The organism is Neobacillus cucumis, from assembly GCF_002860255.1.
In the GTDB taxonomy this organism is placed as follows: domain Bacteria; phylum Bacillota; class Bacilli; order Bacillales; family Cytobacillaceae; genus Neobacillus; species Neobacillus cucumis_A.
Genome location: NZ_PGVE01000017.1, coordinates 1 through 17,976 on the forward strand (window position 1 = coordinate 1; position 17,976 = coordinate 17,976).

Here is a 17,976-nt window from a genome sequence, read left to right on the forward strand (position 1 = left end):
TGGCTAACCTTATAATACGAAGAGGCAGGTTAGTTTAAGGTAATCTTTCTCAATCTGCATTTTTAGTGTAAGATAGGGTAATTTTCCAGGTTAATGCATCTAGCTAGCAAATATCCATTGCCTCCATTGACCCCCACCATTAGGCAGGGGATGCATGTATTTATCGTTTACCCCTTACGAAAATTCAGTCGTCAAGTGAGAATTCTTGCTAGACCGAATGCAACTGCTGCAGCAAGTCCTCCAGTAATCATTGTTTGAAAAGCACTCTTCACCGGAGAAGTTCCAGTAAATCGTCCTTTTACATATCCAAAAATCAATAAGGCGATAAGTGTGACAATAACAGAAACCATTAACGCTGTTGCAGGTTTATGAAAGATGAAATAGGGAAACAAAGGGATTAGCCCTCCGACAATATAAGAAATAGCAATGGTAATCGCACTGTTTCTAGCTCTTGTCGGCTCCGGCTTTTCTAGCCCCAATTCAAATTTCATCATAAAATCCACCCATTTTTCAGGGTTCTTTTTCATGGTTTTAGTAATCGATTTGATTTGGTCTTCTTCCAGCCCATATTCCCTGAAAATTTCAGATACTTCCTCTTCTTCACGATCAGGTAGTTCTATTACTTCGCGCCGTTCACGGGTTAGCTCAGATTCGTAATGTTCCGCATCTGTTTTTCCTGCCAAATATCCGCCAAGTCCCATTGCAATTGATCCTGCTGCAATTTCAGCGCCTCCGGCAGTGAGAATCAATGTTGTTGTATCAACAGCACCGGACAAACCAGCCGCTAATGCAAACGGTACGGTTAATCCGTCTGACATACCAATGACAACATCTCGAATCAAGTCAGATCCTGAAAAATGTTCTTCTACGTGATGTAGATGTTGATCCATTTTTTCACCTCCAATTTAACTATGTAAAACTAAAAGAATAAAAATTGATTATCACCACAAGTTTTAATTAAATGGGGGATTTAAGTTAAACAAGTGAGGCTGTCTAGGTAGAAATCCCAATTCTTATTATGCTAATAAAAACATGTAAATATCTCAGATTTAGGAGAATTTAGTTGGATTGTAATATGTTTCACTTAAACTAAAATGGTGCTTGAGTTGAAGAAGGAGTTGCGGTGGCAGCTCTTTTTTTGTTCTACTAAAAGTTCAGTCAGAAGAAAGGTTTACACTTCCAGAGCTATTATTAATGGTATCATTCCATTTATAAAAATAACAAAAACTAAAGCCATTTTTTTATTTATTATCAGAGGTTAACAATATTTATATTGTGTCAGTTCAATACTGTAAAAAGAACCAATTGTAATATGAGGTTACTCTAGATATTTAGGGGGATAAATGATCAATGGACAAGTTAAACATGTTGTTTCTTCATAGAATAGGTGTCCCAAAAACTGAGAATGTGACCTTTGAAAATTTGGATAGTATTCTTGAAAAGACTGCTAGAGCCATCCCATTTGAAAATTTGTGTGTCATCAAGAACAGGACAACTGACATTACAAAAGGGAATTTAATAAACAAAGTACTTACTCGAAATGAGGGTGGGCTGTGTTATGAACTAAATTCTATTTTTTATTTATTCTTAGTTGAGAATGGCTTCAATGCGAACCTTTTTCGGGGTGTCACATATGACCCTATCGTTCAACAGTGGAGTAAAACGGGAAGAACACATGTAGTCATTATAATAACTTACAAGGGTCAACAATATTTGGTCGATACAGGATTCGGAGGTAACTTACCATTAAAACCAGTGCCACTAAATGGGGACACAGTTAAATCGAGTAATGGCGAATTCAGAGTGGAAAAGGCCAACAATGAGTATGGCAATTACGTTTTATATATGAAGTTAAAACATAAGCACGATGATTGGAAGATTGGTTATACTTTTGATTCTACAAAAGTAGTTAAGAATCTCTTAGAACTAAATGAAGTACAAAAGATCATATTGGAGCATCCCGCATCTCCGTTTAATAAGAAACCATTAGTGACTAGGCTAACAGAACGAGGAAACATCATTATAACGGATACCTCGTTCACAGAATGGATAGATGGAAAAGTACTAACAAAAGAAATCGACAACACTATGTTCAACGAGCTGATTAAAGGGAATTTTGGCATGGAAAGTCATTGAAACCCACTTAAACTTATCTAGCATTATGGGACTAAGTGGTGCTTTTGTTAAGGGTGATGGTCACTTAGGTGATCCTTTTTTTTTGATCTAACGGATTAGTCCATCGAAAAAAGAAAGCAGCTCTAAACAGGATAATTGTGTTTTAAAGTTATATTAGAATTATTTTGTAATGAAATTAACATATTGTTGTGATGAGTCTGTTATACCTTTCTAGTATAGTGAACCTATCAACTCACACTAGGAGGAAACAATCATGCTAAAGAAATTAATTATAGCCGTTACCATTCTAGCTTCTTGTGGCTCTTTGTTCGCCGCCAAGGGTGAAAAAGCGGAAGCAGCTACTTATAATTATCATACAGCAGCCATTTCAATTGCAAAATCTAATATTGGAGTTCCTTATCGATGGGGAGGGATCAGCCCAAGCGGATTTGACTGTTCAGGACTTGTGAAATATTCTTACGGAAAAGCGGGAAGAACACTCTATCGCACTGCTGCTCAAATGTACTATGGAAACGGATATCGGCCATCTAATTTGCAGATAGGTGATTTACTGTTCTATGCTCCTACCAAAGCAAGTGCCCCAACTCATGTTGCCATCTATATAGGATACGGGAAAATGATCATGGCATCCTCCTCAAAAGGGGTCATTATCACCTACACAAGCAACCCATATTGGCATTCTAGATATATTGGAGCAAAGCGAGTGTAAAGATCATCGGTGACGATGGTCTCTTTTTTTATTTAATATTTTTTTCTTTTCTGAAAATCCTATCCTAAAATAGGGTAATTGAAATTTTTACTTTGTTCTTAGAGGTGGTATATCCATGAGAAGAGATAGCTGGATGGAATAACACATTTCATTGATAGTAATCACCAAAGTTAAAAATTTCCACTACAGCTACCACAAAAATGAATAGGAATTAATTCATTCATTTTGAGGAAAATTAATAAAGTTACGTTCTGAATTAAAGTGATAAAATGGTAAAAAAGGACCATTCCCAGGACTTGATAATTCTTGAATTCCTGGTCATGTCTAACAGAAAAATTCAAAATTTAAACAAAGGGGTTAAAAACATGGCAAAGTCTTTTAGAGATATGGTCACAGAAGCACGAAATAATGTCCAAGGAATTTCATCTCAGGAGGCAAGAGAAAAAATAAATAAAAATCCGAACACATTGGTTATTGATGTGCAGGATGCAGCTGATGCGGGAGCATGTGGGCTTATTCCGAGTAGTGCTAATATTTCGTTAGGAATGCTCCCAATAAGAGCAGATTTGCTAGTACCGGAGCATCTGCGTGATGAAAGGTTAGCGGATAGAAAACGTCCTGTTATCATCACCTGTGGAGCTGGAGGACAGGCAGCACTAGGTGCCTATCTCTTAAAACAGATGGGGTTTGAAGATGTTGCTTTTATAGAAGGCGGAACAACTGCTTGGAAAGAAGCAGGATTTGAAGTCGAGTAGTTTTTTATACACTTTTAAAAAATCAAGAATTAGCGGGCATGGTAGTGCTCGTCTTTTTTATGGTCGATATTGTGAATGATTGCACTTAAAATCTAAACGAGAATATAAAGCGTCTTGAACAAATTGGTGTTCCTCTTGTAAAGGTTGTTCTACTAACGTGGCCGATTAGTGGAAGAATGATTTACACAAATGCCCAACCAATTTGGAAGGGCATTTGTGGTCATTTTTGTTTCGCGCGCTCTGTTCTATTAGGTGCAAGTGGAGGTTGTTCTAACCATCTGTTTTTTACCATAATATCAAACCAGCTTTTTGTAACCATTAGATTTTGTAAAATGGTTGACTCGTAAGTGGTGACAAGGTCTGTTCTCATAGATAATGCCAGCCCTGCCCCATGATAATTTTGTGCAGCTTGAAATAAAAATCCCATGTGATACATTAATAATTTTTCGGAAAATGGAGAGTCAGTTGACATTGAAACTTCTGTTTCCCAAGATTTTGGAACTGGTAGGTTATCCGCTTGCATAATCTTTGCAAAAGCTTTTATTTGTCCATCAGCAGTTTTTACAGAATCCTTTAAAAATTTTTTAACTTCTTTCGATTTCGCTACCTGGCTGAATGCAATAGAAAGAGTTTTTGCCATAATACTTTTTTTGAGGTTTAAAGAAATACTTATGATTTCCGTTGCTGAAAGTGTTCTGCCTTTCCCAAAATAACCATCTTTGAAATCTTTGCTTAATATATATTCAGGATGGTCATACGAATAATATAAAGGGTCTCTTTGGAAAAGTCCTTTTTCAAGCAATAACTCAATAGTTTGATGATATAGTTTTTTAGCATCGTTATCGCATGCGTCGTAAAAATCCCTTAGGTCTTTTCTTACAGAAATGCCTAATGCAGTACTGTGCCCTAATAATCCATGTATAGTCATTATGTTTAAATAATTCAAGCAAAATGCATCCGTAAACAATCTCTGTTTTCCTACAAACAGGTCGGTTTCATTAAATCCAATTGGAACAGGAAACCCTTCATTTTCAATAAAAGTTTTCATCTGTTTCTTCTGTTTTTCGAATGTCTGAATAGCATCATGAAAAACCGCTTTTATTGCCTCATCTTCAATAATTGAGTACATATATCTATTTACTACATCTGTGGCTGTTCCGTTAATATACTCACCCCATAAGGAACCTATTTCAGAAGATGTAAGTTTTAATTTTTCCGTTTCCACATCATCACCTCCAAAGTATTATTTGCAATTTCAGAAGTGAGTATGATTTTCTTAGTTTATTTGGAGGAATAAACATATGTAGTTGATAGAAGAATTGCGGACAGAACAGGATCGGAAAATTGGGTATTACTGAAAACTGGCCGCTGCTTATGGGCAGTATAAGTATAATCGATCTTTTAAACCTTCTGAGATTTCTTTTGGCATTTCCCTGACCTTGATATCCTCACCTAGAAAAAGCAGCCAATTTGTTATTTCGGTCAATTCTTCGGGCTTACTAACATTAATAAAAGTCCTTAGAATGGCTGTGGATTGATAAGGATTCGTATAGGAAATTGAAACTTTTAAAGGGTGGTATTTTTTGAACTGGGCAATCGCTGTTGGACCAAGTTCAAGGACAAGATTGATTACTTCTTCCTGCTGACCTAGAATTTCTAAAATCTTTTTCTTACTTAATCTTTTTTTGGTCGGGTAGGGTTCGACCTGGGTGAGATTGTCGACAGGAAAAATCTGCTTCTTTTCTTCCTTTAAGTCAAAGCCTTCAATCAGCCAAAGGCTTTTTTCCTGATAAAGGTGCAAGAGATAAATTGGATAAGACTTGATTACCTTCTCTTCTTGAATGGTAACCAATAAATACCGATCCAAAAGAAGGATTTGAATGAGTTTTTCTAACATGGGATGAGGGAGGTCTGACAGATCAAGAAGGTCAGGATTCTTAGGGTTGGTCCCTTCAAATAGCAAGATTTGATTTAAAAGAACAAGGTCCTCTTGCTGATATTCTGAAAGCAGGCCTAGTAATTTTTCAGCTAAAGACTGACGACTCTTTAGATAGGGGAGTTGTTGATTTCTTGTGGCCATAAAGGCAATAAAAAGAGCTTTGACCTCATTATCTGTAAAGTGAACATCGGGGAGGACAGAGTTGTGCATGACAAAATAACCCCCATCCCTTCCGACTTCAGCGACAAGAGGCATTCCCATGGTCTCAATTTCTCTGATATCTCTAATAGCTGTCGAACGAGAGATATTAAATTCTTGCATGATTTCAGAAATGGTAAAGTGGGAGCGGTTGTTGATATACCGCATGATCACATTAATCCGTTCAACTTTTTTCATTAGGACTCCTAAACAGTATCATTTTTTGACATGATTTAAGGCTATGATATATCTATCAAGTGAAGAAGACAAATCATTTGATTAATTTAAAAAAAAGGAAGGTTTTGAATATGGCAGATTATACCCTTGTAGAAAAAGACAGCTTTACCGTTTTAGGTTTTGGAACGGAACTTAAGAGCGATTACAGAGACTTTGCTGGCATAAACAAGGAAAAATCAGACTTTTGGCAGGCCTTCAGCCAAGATGGAAGGCTTGACGCTTTAAAGACAAGAGCCACAAATGACTACGTTTTTGCCGTTAACGAAGCAGTGAATAATAAGATGATGCATTATGCTGGCGTCATGATAGAGGCTTCTGAACCAGCACCAGAAGAAGCCAGAGTTATCCAATTTCCTAAGGGGGAATACCTAGTAGTTAAAGGGGAAGCGAAGTCGGCTGATGAATTGAATAATAAACTTACTGGCATTGCTTTTGGTCAAGTCTTGCCAGAAGCAAAGAATTTTACCTATGTCGGCGGGCCAAACGCAATGGTTGAGATGGGGCAGCGAAACGGCTTAATTTTTGGTGAATTCTGGATTCCTGTTGTTAGGAAATAAATAGAGAGCTGGAGGGATGGAAATGTCTTATATCATTGATTTTAAAAATGTGTCTACGGTTGGTTTCGAATCTTCACCTGTAGTAGAAGCGCTTGCTGGTTTACGTGCTAATGAAGCCCGTTACTTTATGAATAAATATAAGCATGAATTTACGGTTGAGCCAGCTAGTGAAAGCCAGGAGACCCTTGATTATGTGAACCGGATTTTGAAAGAAGAACGTGATATTGAGTTTGCGGCCAAACCTTTAGAAACGTCGCGTTTTCAAGTGGAAAATATTAAATTTGCCTATGTCTTTTATGAGGACGGTCTTGGGATCAACGTTATGTATACGGTTGATGACCCTAAGAAGCGGGCCGTTGGTTTTAAGCTTTCTGAGGGGATGGAGGTACCAAAGGAGTTAGAAGGGAAGTTTAAGTTTGCTAGGCAGAAGTCTAAACTAGCTGGAACCATTCGGGGCTCATATTTTGTAATAAAAGGAGAATATTAAAAGAGCAAGTGGAGAAATCCAACCATTTTATGTATTTTCTCATCCTTTTTCTTCATTAAAATGAGTGAAAGCTATTTTCTCTTTAGGAAATAAAATAGCTTTCACCCTCAACAATCCCAATCCCTTCAATGCTTTAATCTATTGGACCAATAATCACTGGCAATCTTAATAAGTTCTTTAGCAGGATTACTTAAATAGGTGCCTTTTTTATAAGAGGCACATACTTCCCAAACAGGTTTTTGTTTGATTAAAAAATAAGAGACGTTAGAGTTAGGTTGGGCATAAGCCATTGGAATGATGGAACAGCATATTCCTTCAGCAACCATATTGTATAAGTTATGGCCGCTCCTTGTTTCTAACAATATATTTGGATTAAAATCTTCGTCGGTAGAGAGATGATCATAAATTTCTCGAAGAGTGGATCCTTTTTGCATTAGGGCAAAGGTATCGTTTTTAAAACGGTATAAGCTTATTTCGGGCAGTTTATCACCAAGTTTTCCTCCTATATGGGAAAGGGGATGCGCTTTTGGAACGGCTAAAATAATATCTTCCGAACAGAAATAGATATATTCATCATTGGTTTTTTGTGAATGTTGCAAGGTTAAAAATCCAATATCAAGATTCCCCATGGATATTTCATGCTGTTGTTGTTTCACCGGCATTTCAATGGGTTCCACTTTTATATTTGGATACTTTTTATAAAAAGCAGGATAGATAGAAGCAAACATTTCAGGACCGCGTTCAGGAGTTAAGCCAATACTAAGCTTTCCTTTTTTTATATCCAGTAGATCATTAATTTGGTTATAGGTATCTTTTTTCAAACGTACCATTTTTTTGGCATTCTTAATATAAATTTCTCCTGCCTGTGTTGGATGCCAATTGGTTCTTGAACGAACAAAAAGCTGCGTTCCCAGCTCTTTTTCTAATTTTAAGAGCTGCTGATTTAATGCTGATTGTGTGATAAATAGTTTTTCGGCCGCTTTTGTAATATTGTTTTCCTCAGCGATTTTAATCATATATTCCACCTGTTTTAAATCCATATGAAATTCTCCTTATTACTCTTAGTTTTTTTAATAGAATTCTAAAAATAACCACTTTTACTTTATTTATGATCTAAGAGTACAATGGTTTTAAGAATAGAACAAGAGTTTAGGAGGAGTCGCAGTGGGAAATCGTTATATAAAAATCAATGAGAATGATAACGTTGCCATTACGGTAAATGCCATCCCAGCAGGCACCATTGTCATGGATGCTATTCCAGCAAATCAGGATATTGCTCAAGGGCATAAAATTGCCTTATGCAATATTGGAGAAGGTGAACCGATCATTCGATATGGCGTCACATTAGGATATGCCTTACATTCTATTAAAAAGGGCGACTGGATCAATGAACATATGTTGAAGCTCCCAATCCCTCCAGCATTGGATGAGATGGAGTTTGCAACCAATTTGATTAAAGATCTGCCAGAACCGCCAGTTAGAACGTTTATGGGGTATCCAAACAAAAACCGTGGGTATGCAGGCACAAGAAATATATTGGGAATTGTTACTACTGTTCAATGTGTAACAGGTATTTTAAATAACGCGGTAAAGCGAATCAAACAAGAACTTCTTCCAAAGTATCCAAATGTAGATGATGTGGTAGAGATCAATCATACCTATGGATGCGGTGTCGCCATCAATGCCCCTGAAGCAAAAATCCCGATTCGAATGCTGCAAAACATGGTCAAACATCCGAATTTCGGTGGAGAGACGATGATCATCTCTTTAGGATGTGAAAAACTAACATTAGAAATGTTGTTGGATGAGGAATATAACACTCCCGACAATGTAGTAATATTTCAAAATGAAATGGGCCATCAGGCTATCATGGCAGAAATAATTCGAATGGCAGAAAACAAATTGAAAAAATTGAATGAAAGAGTTCGTGTTGAGTTGCCTCTATCTGAGTTATGCATTGGATTACAATGCGGTGGAAGTGATGCTTTCTCAGGTGTAACAGCGAACCCTTCCGCAGGTTTTGCTGCCGATATGTTAGTCAATGCAGGTGCGACCGTTATGTTTTCTGAAGTAACTGAGGTCCGTGACGGCGTCCATATTATTGCAGAGCGTTGTGTGAACGAAGAAGTTGGCAAAAAATTAGCTGATGAGATGAAATGGTATGATCAATACCTAAATAATGGTCAAGTCGACCGTTCAGCGAATCCAACACCTGGAAATAAAAAGGGTGGTCTATCAAATATTGTGGAAAAAGCAATGGGTTCGATTGCTAAATCTGGTAAATCTCCGATTGTAGAAGTTCTTTCACCAGGAGAACGACCAACGAAAAAGGGGATGATTTTTGCTGCCACCCCAGCCAGTGACTTTGTATGTGGCTCTTGCCAGTTATCTAGTGGAATTACACTCCAAGTTTTTATGACAGGACGAGGAACTCCGTATGGATTAGCAACTGCTCCAGTGATTAAAGTATGTTCAAGAAATGACATGAAAGATATGTGGCAAGACTTAATTGATGTGAATGCAGGGCCAATTGCTACAGGTGAAGCAACCATTCAAGAAATTGGAACTCTATTATTCAATGAAATTATCGATGTTGCCAGCGGAAGAAAACAAACTTTTGCAGAAGAATACGAAATTTATAATGATTTTACCCTGTTCAATCCAGCACCAATAACCTGATTAAAGGATGAATACTTTTTGATTGGCTGATCAACATATGCTATTACCTTTTGAAAAGAGGTATTGAAATGGAGAAATTATTCAGAGGTATAAACATCCCAAGAATGATTAAAATCAAAAGAAAAGCTTATCAAGGTTGAAAAATCGGAAGAGTATTTAAAATCCCTTCATATCCGCCAGGTGAGGGTACGGATACATCAGGATATTGCTAGTATCGAGGTAGAACCGGCTTATATGAAGATAATTCTTGAAAATCATGACTCGATTGAAAGAAAACTTCAAGAATTCGGTTACAAATATATAACGTTGGATTTAATTGGTTATCAGAGCGGCAGCATGAACAAAGTTCTTGGTGGAAAATAAGTTAACTTATTTTCCCTCTACTCGATTATATAAATTGTGTAGGGTACTACTAGACAAACTGTGAAGCCTCTTTTGCTATGTTGGGAAACCCAATAAGGCAAAAGAGGCTATTTTCATGGAGGTCATGCAAACAACCACAGGATATTCGTTTAGGAAGGTATAAGTTCACAAATGAGAGAAACGTGAAAGAATCGTTTGAAATGTTTATATGAGCGAAAGTTTCAAGTATAATGAACCATATTCAGATTATGCATATGATATTTCTTTGAGAGAAATCTATAGATAAGCGGGATAAAAATAAATAAACGAGGTCTATACATGAGTGAAACCAGATTTGACGATTATAAATTAAGTGTTGAAATCAAAAGATCTTTGAGGATATTAAAATACGAAGCTCCGACAGAAGTTCAGAGCAAAGTGATTCCATTAGCTTTGGAAAAACATGATCTTGTTGTAAAATCGCAAACAGGCAGCGGCAAGACTGCGTCCTTTGGAATTCCTCTTTGCGAAATGATTGAATGGGAAGAAAAATCGCCACAGGCCATAATTCTTACCCCGACCAGAGAGCTGGCTGCTCAGGTTCGCGAAGACATTACGAATATCGGAAGGTTTAAAAGGCTCAAAGCAATGGCAGTTTACGGAAAAGAACCTTTTACGAAACAAAAGGAAGAGTTGAAACAAAAAACCCATGTAGTTGTTGGTACCCCAGGACGTGTGTTGGATCATATTGAAAGAGGAACCTTGGTTTTAGATAAAATTAAGTATCTAATTATTGATGAAGCAGATGAAATGCTTAATATGGGTTTTATTGATGAAGTAGAAGCAATTATAAATGAACTCCCTTTAAACAGAGTAACTATGGTTTTTTCGGCAACATTGCCTAAAGATGTTGAAAATCTCTGCTATAAATATATGGAAAATCCTATTAATGTCGAGATTGAGGCTGCCGGGATTACGACGGATACAATAGAACATCGTCTAATCGAAGTGATGGATGATGAAAAAATTACACTCCTGAAAGGCATTACCGTGGTTGAAAATCCAGACAGCTGCCTTATTTTTTGCCGAACAAAAGAACACGTCGAAACTGTCTTTGCCGAATTGGAAGAAGCTCATTATTCTTGTGAAAGACTCCATGGCGGATTAGAACAACAAGATCGATTTGCAGTAATGGACGGTTTCAAAATGGGGAATTTCCGTTATTTAGTTGCCACCGACGTAGCTGCACGTGGAATTGATATTGACAATGTGACACTTGTTATCAACTATGATGTTCCAATGGAAAAAGAGAGTTATGTCCACCGAACAGGCCGTACCGGTCGCGCAGGTAATAAAGGAAAAGCGATTACGTTTGCGACACCTTATGAAGGGAAATTCGTCAAAGACATTGAACGGTATATTGGCTTTGAAATTCCCATAATGGATGCACCCAAGCCACATGAAATTGCTGGTAAGAAGGCTGCTTTCGAAGAAAAAATCAGCGGCCGTCGAGTCGTAAGAAATAATAAAACAGCAAGAATAAACCAAGATATCATGAAACTATATTTTAGCGGTGGAAAAAAGAAGAAGATCCGAGCAGTAGATTTGGTTGGAACGATTGCGAAAATTCCAGGAGTAACTGCAGATGATATTGGGATAATTACAATCCAAGATCAAATGTCCTATGTTGATATACTGAATGGAAAAGGCTCGCTCGTTTTACAAGCGATGGAGAACGCAACCATAAAGGGAAAGAAGTTAAAAGTGAGTAAAGCCCTTAAATAATCAAAACAAGCAAGGATGTTCCGCCACACATAAAAAGGTTAGATTATAGGTGTTTTTTGAGGGATGTCTCTCGTATAACCGTTGGCCATTTTATAAGAGAGACGTCTATTTCTTTCTACAATACGTCTTTCTTCTCTAAACGACATCACAGCACCACATAGGTACATGTGCATAAGATGATAAGTGCACAATAATGGAGGTGTGATGTTCAAACATGAGGTTTTTCAACCCTTATAGACAATATACGCCTGTTACGGCTTATCTAGCAGATAGACCCATTTATGTAAATGGGACGGAAGTAAATACACTGGGCTATCCTGTTCTACAATTTTTCCCGAATAACGCACAGTATCCATTCGTATATTTACCGATATCGGAGTTTACAAGAATAGGAGCAAGGGTTCATTGGGACGAAAAACAAATGGCTTTTCATGTAACGAGTGATTATGATGCATTAAAAGCTCAAAATGAACATTTAATGCAAAAGCTAATGGAACTAAAAAGGCTCGTAAGGAATCAGGATTTACGGGCTGATAGCCAAAACTGGCAAATGCATTTAGGGGACCAGGGAAATACAAATTATTCGACCGCCACATTGCCCGTGGAGATGACCTTAAAGAAAGATCCATTTAAAAATGCTTCATCCCTGTTTAGTGTAGACCAAAATCAGCTGTATTCTGTGGAACGGATTGAGAAAAAAATTCTTTCTGCAACCAACTTGGACACCTATCAAGAGAAGTGGGATTTTTCAACAGAAAACCAGGATGCTTTTCTTGATTTGATTGCAAAAGATGGAGTGATATACGCTTCCACCATGAATAAACTTTATGCTATTCAGGATAACGGCACCTCTTCGCAGATTTTATGGAGTATTGATACGTTTGCCAATCGGCTTTTAATAGACCAAAATACATTATTTTTTTACACCCGAAACACTGCGGGTCTTGAAGGAATTGGAGCTGTTGATGCCAAAAACGGTCAAAGTAAATGGAATTATACCCTTAAAACAAATGAACAAATAGCAGGTGTTTTGGCTGCAGGTGGCAACCGCCTGTATGCCAATATACGGAACCCGGTTCAAATGACTTCAAAAATGTATGCGTTTGATTCTGCTTCGAGCACTGTACTTTGGACATTGGATGTTGCTGCAGGGGCGTCCATCTACGGAGCTCCTGTATATAAAGAGGAAAAGCTTTATTTGGATTTGAAAAATACAACAAGGAATATTCTAGCTATTGATGCAGCAACAGGAAGGACTTTGTGGAAGTTTAGCCCAACAGGTATCTTTACGCAGCCCCTTTCTGTAACAACTGATTCGGTCATTGTCCTTGATGATACGAATATTTACGCAATTGATAAAAATACAGGAATCCAAAAATGGAAGACCCTATATGCCGAGCAGTTTGTTGCAGGCGGACTTCAGACCATTAGAGGTTCAGATGGAATGGTCGTTGCATCAGACAAAATCATATTGGAGAATTACAACAAAATAAAATTCTTTAATACAACCAATGGACAGCTTATTTATTCAACCCTTCAGCTTTCTACTCCTACTGGCGGTGTTGGCGTACGGCCAATAGGCGTCATCGATGACACCATTTTTGTAACAGAGTCTAATCAAATCCTTTACACGTACGCAGTGCCAAAACCAACCCAAATAGATACAGTCAAGCCAACGGCAACGATTGATTTACAAGCATTGAACCAGCTTTCTGTTCAAGATGGGAAATATCAAATTAACATACCGGTTGCAATCAGCGAAGATGCAGATATGGATGTAACGATTGTCGATGAAAGTGGGCAGTCAGTTCAAACAATCGGATGGGGACGTCACCTGAAGGGGACATCTAATTTCTATTGGGATGGAAAAAATAGCAGGGGCTTTAACGTAATCCGTGGAAATTACCATCCTGTAGTCAAGCTCATAGATCTCGCTGGAAATACGAATATGTATGATGCGCGTGACAAGGTCATTCAAATAACGGAAGGTTTTGGTTTAACTGTAAAAAATTCAAATCTCCGTACGGCAGCAGACACACAAAGTACCATCCTAACGACCATCCCTGCTGGTTCTGAGGTGATCATAACAGGTGAAACGGGTGATTGGTATCAGGTAGAGTACAGGATAATCAGCTCAGTACTGAACGGATTTATCTTCAAACCATTAATAAAAGTTCCATCCAATCAGGAGATCCAAGCGATTGACAATGCTAAGACCAGGACAAACGCCAACGTGAGAACCTCTGCTGGAACCCAGTATGCGTCAAAAATTGTACTGCCGATGAATACAGATATTAAAATTATTTCCGCGCTCGGGGACTGGTATTTAGTAGAGTATAAGAAAGACACCATTTATTCAGATCAGGGTTATGTAGCTAAATATATTGTTACTCTTCCCATTGTAACAACTTTTGTTTACACCGTTGTTTCCGGCGATACTCTCTGGAAGATCGCCCAGAAGTATGGTGTAACGGTTGACTCGATAGTCAAAGCCAATAATCTCGATGTAAACCAACCCATTTATATTGGGCAAAAATTGACCATTGTGAAATAAATCTATTGAGAAAGAGAGCTAAGGCTCTCTTTTTTCAATTAATACATTGGTTAGTACATATTCAAGGTAGAGTGGGAATAAACTTACAAGAATAATAGATGTATCATTAAATGGATATAGAAGGTGACAAGCATGGAAGCGATCGTCTTAGCTGCTGGTTATTCCTGTCGAGCGAATGCGTATAAAATGACTTTGCCATTGGGGCATAGGTCTGTGTTAGAGCAAACGATTTCTAAATTTGAAGGAATATGCAGCAGGGTCATCATTGTAGCCGGGTTTAAAGCGGAAATCATCCAAGAGGAAATGGCAAAAATCCGCCATAAAAATGCCTTTTCATTTAAGCTGAAGTATGTTTATAATGAAAACTTTCATCAAGGAATGTTTACTTCCATTCAAAAGGGTTGCAACGAAGTTAATGCCACGACCTTCTTTATTACACCCGGAGATTGTCCGCTTGTAAAAAATGAGACCGTTCTTCTATTAGCAGAACACAAAGGAAACGTAGTGATTCCCAGCTTTCAGTATAAAGGGGGCCACCCTATCAAATTATCAAAACAAGTGAAACAGAAAATTCTCGGAACCAATTCAGAAAGTAATTTGCGTGCGGTCCTTAATGGGTACGAAAAAGAATACGTGAATGTAGATGACCAGGGAGTAATAATGGATGTTGATACGCAGGAGGATTACCAAAAAGCCATTGATTATTATTTTGGCTCTTTTTCGTAAACTTTGATGCTCTTAAGGCACAAAGAATCGGATACTCCAAGCGTCATGTGTCTCACCAGAGGAGAGTTTGGACAGGATAGGAAGAAATTCCGGTAGCTATTATTTTAAAGCCTAAATTACTATCTTTGGCTTCCAGTCATAAAGCCCTATTAGGATTTTCAAGTAAAATACACATTTTTTGTGGAACAAGTTTATAGGTTGATAACCAAAGAATATAATGTTGATGTAAAATTAATTTGTAGGGAGTGCATTTTATGTATCCTAGTCATATACATCAATACTATAATATTCCATATATTCAAGATGGTTATCTATCTGCTGCTCCATTCCAATCAGATTACTATTCGACCCATGATCCAAGACATTTTGGCGGGTTTCAACCTCCGTCTGCTCCACCTCCTGGTCTTCATGCTCCAACTCCACCACCATCAGGTCATCATGATCTTGAAGCTGGACCACCAACATCTCCACCCCCATCTGTTGTTCCTCAACAAACGCAACATGCAGGAGCATTTGCAGTAGACCCAGGCAGTATGGTCAGATGTTTACACAGATATACCTATGTTTGGTTAAGAGGTTTTGAGCAATTTTGGTTTTATCCGACATTTATTGGTCGACACTCTGTTTCAGGATATCGTTGGACTGGATCTAGATGGGTAAATTTCGGAATTAGCCTAAGGCAAATTCAATCGTTTACTTGCGTATAATGAAATTTTGTAAGTGAAACCAAACCAGACTCGCTACTGTTGAGCGAGTTTTGTTTTTTCTTGTTCCAACCTAAATCAAAGACAGTTATTCAATTGTATTTTTCATTGCATTGGACATAATTGAGCCTTTATTTATATTACTTGAATGTTGCCTTTTTATAATAATGACAAATAAGCTTGCTAATACACAGAAAACTCCTGCCAAGAAGAATGCCCACGTATAAGTGTTGAAAAATTTATAGATTAGCCCCCCTCCATAGGCAGCTGTAGCAGCACCTGCCTGATGAGATGCATAAATCCAACCATAAACGATTCCACTTTTTTTCGTGCCGAAAATTTGTCTTGAGATAATAATAGTTGGTGGTATTCCAAAACTAATACAGTAAGAAACAAAATGGGTACCAATTAAACGGCTTGTTGAAAGCCCGCAAATAAAGAAACTATATGTTAAAGTTGGAGTGGATTTAGATTGTTTGACTTTATAATTGACTTTATATTTGATTTATTAGGTCCATTCTTCGCTGGAAGTAGTACAGTTTTAAATACAAAAAAAATTGACAAAAACATCGAAATATTAAAACACCAAGATTGGTTTAAAAGGATATATGAAGATGAAAAGTATCATAAACTTTTTTTTACAAATAAATATGTAAGAGCTTATTTGCAAAGCAATTTTCGAGTAAAAAAAATTGTTCGGAATGAGAAAAATCAAAAAAAGTTTTTGAATTTGCTCGATATTCAATTGAGAAGGTAATTTACATTGTTTATTGAACAAACTGGGTGCTTATGTTTAACTGCTTCAAGAGTTAAAGATTGGGATGGCTGCCGCGATCCTTTTTTTGATTATTGCACTAAAGGTGCAGGATGTTGAAGATGGGATATGTAAAGAAGCATATCCCTAAATGTTATTTAATAACTATTTTCAATGAAATATACCGTATAAAAATTTACTAACCCAAAACGCAAGTAAAATCCAAATCAGAATGAATAATCCGCCAACAAACCAGTTTTTTGGTTTCCCATTTTTCCTAAGTTCTTCAGCCTTTTCTCTGTTTTCTTTAATAATGTAAGGTGGTATTAATTTTAGTGCTAATGAAATGCCCAGCGGAACAATAATTAGGTCGTCGAGATAACCCAATACAGGAATGAAGTCAGGGATTAAATCGATAGGACTAAAGGCATAAGCAACTACACATATAGCAACCAATTTAGCGTACCAAGGAACTCTATGATCTTTGTATGATAAATAAAGTACGAATAAATTTTGTTTCAGTTTTCTTGCGTATTTTTTTAACTTTGTTAAAGTATTTTGTTGCTCCATCTAACTCCCCCTTGTATCTATTAAAACATTTAGGAGCGATGAACTAAAGAGGGGAATATCAATTGTTGTCGATACTAATGCTTCTCTCTCTGAAGTCGCTAATTATTATACAGAAGAGTTTGCCAAAAGGGACATCAGAGCTTTAGAAATGCCGGCTATTCAGGGAAATTCCTTAGATTTAGAAACTTCTACTGAAGCAAATGGAATCTGGGAGACCCAAAGCTCTACCAAGTTATAGTCTATCTTAGTTCGAAGCCACCATTAACTTCAGTTGAAATTAGCGTTTTAGGAAACTCAATGTTATTTCTCCCTAAATAAATCCACTGTCCTTGGTTTTCTAACACATTTAACACATTGCTATTTTAAAAGTAAGCTTGTGAAGAAGTGTCCTTAAACTATCGAGGGCATTTGTTTAAGAAGAATGGGGACCTAAACAAATAAAGGTTCACCTATTACTATATAAAAGTCTACATTTATTTTTACAGAGACTAAATTTTAAATTCAATCCCGTTTTCTATATATATTGTGTTTTGTATTCCGGTTAGGTTTGCCACATATTCAAATACATTTTTGGCTGTGCCTATGATTATCTCGCTCAGTCCTAAGTTGTCAAACACGCGTGCATAGCAGCGGATAATCAACGTATCATTTTCGTTTAACAGATGAAAATAGACGGTTTCCTTATGTATTTTCGAAAAACAATGGATAAATAGATATTCATCTGTTGGTTCGATTCCTTTTAACAAAAGTTCTTTTTGAACTATTCGTTTGATTTCCGCGGTTTGTTTATCTGATAAATTTATTCTCATAACAGCACACCATCTTATTTATTGATTTGCATTCC

The 17,976-nt window shown here is 37.2% G+C and carries 17 protein-coding genes and 1 pseudogene; 10 read left to right on the forward strand and 8 right to left on the reverse strand.

What is annotated here, in order from left to right; genetic code table 11:
- Positions 1-191: 191 nt before the first annotated feature.
- Positions 192-890: a VIT1/CCC1 transporter family protein gene (locus CVD27_RS02670; protein WP_101646355.1), complete on the reverse strand. Its 699-nt coding sequence runs from the start codon at positions 888-890 to the stop codon at positions 192-194.
- Between the two features lie 460 nt (positions 891-1,350).
- On the opposite strand from CVD27_RS02670, the gene CVD27_RS02675 reads away from it, so the two are divergent.
- The 3 genes from CVD27_RS02675 to CVD27_RS02685 all read left to right on the forward strand — a co-directional run bounded on the left by CVD27_RS02675 (position 1,351) and on the right by CVD27_RS02685 (position 3,600).
- On the forward strand, positions 1,351-2,136 hold the full coding sequence (locus CVD27_RS02675; protein WP_101646356.1) for an arylamine N-acetyltransferase family protein: 786 nt from the start codon (positions 1,351-1,353) through the stop codon (positions 2,134-2,136).
- Positions 2,137-2,389: 253 nt separating this feature from the next.
- On the forward strand, positions 2,390-2,845 hold the full coding sequence (locus CVD27_RS02680) for a C40 family peptidase (protein WP_101646357.1): 456 nt from the start codon (positions 2,390-2,392) through the stop codon (positions 2,843-2,845).
- A gap of 365 nt (positions 2,846-3,210) precedes the next feature.
- Complete coding sequence (locus CVD27_RS02685) at positions 3,211-3,600, forward strand: rhodanese-like domain-containing protein (RefSeq protein ID WP_101646639.1); 390 nt, start codon at positions 3,211-3,213, stop codon at positions 3,598-3,600.
- Between the two features lie 220 nt (positions 3,601-3,820).
- On the opposite strand, the gene CVD27_RS02690 is transcribed toward CVD27_RS02685, so the two are convergent.
- Positions 3,821-4,825, reverse strand: a complete 1,005-nt coding sequence (locus tag CVD27_RS02690; protein ID WP_101646358.1) for a DUF3231 family protein — start codon at positions 4,823-4,825, stop codon at positions 3,821-3,823.
- A 147-nt stretch (positions 4,826-4,972) separates the two neighbouring features.
- Entirely contained in the window at positions 4,973-5,935 is a 963-nt protein-coding gene (locus tag CVD27_RS02695; protein ID WP_101646359.1) for a helix-turn-helix transcriptional regulator, read from the reverse strand.
- A 110-nt stretch (positions 5,936-6,045) separates the two neighbouring features.
- On the opposite strand from CVD27_RS02695, the gene CVD27_RS02700 reads away from it, so the two are divergent.
- Together CVD27_RS02700 and CVD27_RS02705 are read left to right on the forward strand one after the other, a co-directional pair.
- Positions 6,046-6,531: a GyrI-like domain-containing protein gene (locus CVD27_RS02700; protein WP_101646360.1), complete on the forward strand. Its 486-nt coding sequence runs from the start codon at positions 6,046-6,048 to the stop codon at positions 6,529-6,531.
- 22 nt (positions 6,532-6,553) lie between these two features.
- Positions 6,554-7,018: a phage tail protein gene (locus CVD27_RS02705; RefSeq protein WP_101646361.1), complete on the forward strand. Its 465-nt coding sequence runs from the start codon at positions 6,554-6,556 to the stop codon at positions 7,016-7,018.
- Positions 7,019-7,143: 125 nt separating this feature from the next.
- On the opposite strand, the gene CVD27_RS02710 is transcribed toward CVD27_RS02705, so the two are convergent.
- On the reverse strand, positions 7,144-8,058 hold the full coding sequence (locus CVD27_RS02710) for a LysR family transcriptional regulator (protein ID WP_101646362.1): 915 nt from the start codon (positions 8,056-8,058) through the stop codon (positions 7,144-7,146).
- Positions 8,059-8,182: 124 nt separating this feature from the next.
- On the opposite strand from CVD27_RS02710, the gene garD reads away from it, so the two are divergent.
- The 5 genes from garD (at position 8,183) to CVD27_RS02735 (ending at position 15,104) form a co-directional block, all read left to right on the forward strand.
- Positions 8,183-9,697: a galactarate dehydratase gene (gene garD, locus CVD27_RS02715; protein ID WP_101646363.1), complete on the forward strand. Its 1,515-nt coding sequence runs from the start codon at positions 8,183-8,185 to the stop codon at positions 9,695-9,697.
- A 180-nt stretch (positions 9,698-9,877) separates the two neighbouring features.
- Positions 9,878-10,060, forward strand: a complete 183-nt coding sequence (locus CVD27_RS02720) for a hypothetical protein (protein ID WP_374703036.1) — start codon at positions 9,878-9,880, stop codon at positions 10,058-10,060.
- 318 nt (positions 10,061-10,378) lie between these two features.
- Positions 10,379-11,824: a DEAD/DEAH box helicase gene (locus tag CVD27_RS02725; RefSeq protein ID WP_101646364.1), complete on the forward strand. Its 1,446-nt coding sequence runs from the start codon at positions 10,379-10,381 to the stop codon at positions 11,822-11,824.
- A gap of 214 nt (positions 11,825-12,038) precedes the next feature.
- The gene (locus tag CVD27_RS02730) at positions 12,039-14,378 is read left to right on the forward strand and encodes an outer membrane protein assembly factor BamB family protein (RefSeq protein ID WP_101646365.1); all 2,340 of its coding nucleotides are present in this window, start codon (positions 12,039-12,041) and stop codon (positions 14,376-14,378) included.
- A gap of 132 nt (positions 14,379-14,510) precedes the next feature.
- Positions 14,511-15,104 (forward strand): nucleotidyltransferase family protein, encoded by a 594-nt coding sequence (locus tag CVD27_RS02735; RefSeq protein WP_101646366.1) that lies wholly within the window; start codon positions 14,511-14,513, stop codon positions 15,102-15,104.
- 261 nt (positions 15,105-15,365) lie between these two features.
- Here the strand turns inward: CVD27_RS02735 and CVD27_RS28975 are convergent, their stop codons facing one another.
- The 4 genes and pseudogenes from CVD27_RS28975 to CVD27_RS02760 form a co-directional block, all read right to left on the reverse strand.
- Complete coding sequence (locus tag CVD27_RS28975; RefSeq protein WP_180960125.1) at positions 15,366-15,617, reverse strand: hypothetical protein; 252 nt, start codon at positions 15,615-15,617, stop codon at positions 15,366-15,368.
- Between the two features lie 279 nt (positions 15,618-15,896).
- A pseudogene (locus tag CVD27_RS28585) lies at positions 15,897-16,262 on the reverse strand (MFS transporter); the annotation flags it as partial.
- Positions 16,263-16,733: 471 nt separating this feature from the next.
- Positions 16,734-17,132, reverse strand: coding sequence for a YkvA family protein (locus CVD27_RS02755; RefSeq protein ID WP_101646368.1), 399 nt, complete (start codon positions 17,130-17,132; stop codon positions 16,734-16,736).
- 488 nt (positions 17,133-17,620) lie between these two features.
- Positions 17,621-17,941: a hypothetical protein gene (locus CVD27_RS02760; protein WP_101646369.1), complete on the reverse strand. Its 321-nt coding sequence runs from the start codon at positions 17,939-17,941 to the stop codon at positions 17,621-17,623.
- Between the last annotated feature and the right edge of the window lie 35 nt (positions 17,942-17,976).

Excerpts from the sequence above, each read along its gene's own strand:
- CVD27_RS02670 (WP_101646355.1), bottom strand. The coding sequence starts at position 890 with ATGGATCAACATCTACATCACGTAGAAGAACATTTTTCAGGATCTGAC.
- CVD27_RS02755 (WP_101646368.1), bottom strand. The coding sequence starts at position 17,132 with ATGGAGCAACAAAATACTTTAACAAAGTTAAAAAAATACGCAAGAAAA.
- CVD27_RS02685 (WP_101646639.1), top strand. The coding sequence starts at position 3,211 with ATGGCAAAGTCTTTTAGAGATATGGTCACAGAAGCACGAAATAATGTC.
- CVD27_RS02735 (WP_101646366.1), top strand. The coding sequence starts at position 14,511 with ATGGAAGCGATCGTCTTAGCTGCTGGTTATTCCTGTCGAGCGAATGCG.
- CVD27_RS02695 (WP_101646359.1), bottom strand. The coding sequence starts at position 5,935 with ATGAAAAAAGTTGAACGGATTAATGTGATCATGCGGTATATCAACAAC.
- CVD27_RS02760 (WP_101646369.1), bottom strand. The coding sequence starts at position 17,941 with ATGAGAATAAATTTATCAGATAAACAAACCGCGGAAATCAAACGAATA.
- CVD27_RS02725 (WP_101646364.1), top strand. The coding sequence starts at position 10,379 with ATGAGTGAAACCAGATTTGACGATTATAAATTAAGTGTTGAAATCAAA.
- CVD27_RS02700 (WP_101646360.1), top strand. The coding sequence starts at position 6,046 with ATGGCAGATTATACCCTTGTAGAAAAAGACAGCTTTACCGTTTTAGGT.
- CVD27_RS02705 (WP_101646361.1), top strand. The coding sequence starts at position 6,554 with ATGTCTTATATCATTGATTTTAAAAATGTGTCTACGGTTGGTTTCGAA.
- CVD27_RS02675 (WP_101646356.1), top strand. The coding sequence starts at position 1,351 with ATGGACAAGTTAAACATGTTGTTTCTTCATAGAATAGGTGTCCCAAAA.
- CVD27_RS28975 (WP_180960125.1), bottom strand. The coding sequence starts at position 15,617 with ATGCTCCTGCATGTTGCGTTTGTTGAGGAACAACAGATGGGGGTGGAG.
- CVD27_RS02710 (WP_101646362.1), bottom strand. The coding sequence starts at position 8,058 with ATGGATTTAAAACAGGTGGAATATATGATTAAAATCGCTGAGGAAAAC.
- CVD27_RS02680 (WP_101646357.1), top strand. The coding sequence starts at position 2,390 with ATGCTAAAGAAATTAATTATAGCCGTTACCATTCTAGCTTCTTGTGGC.
- CVD27_RS02730 (WP_101646365.1), top strand. The coding sequence starts at position 12,039 with ATGAGGTTTTTCAACCCTTATAGACAATATACGCCTGTTACGGCTTAT.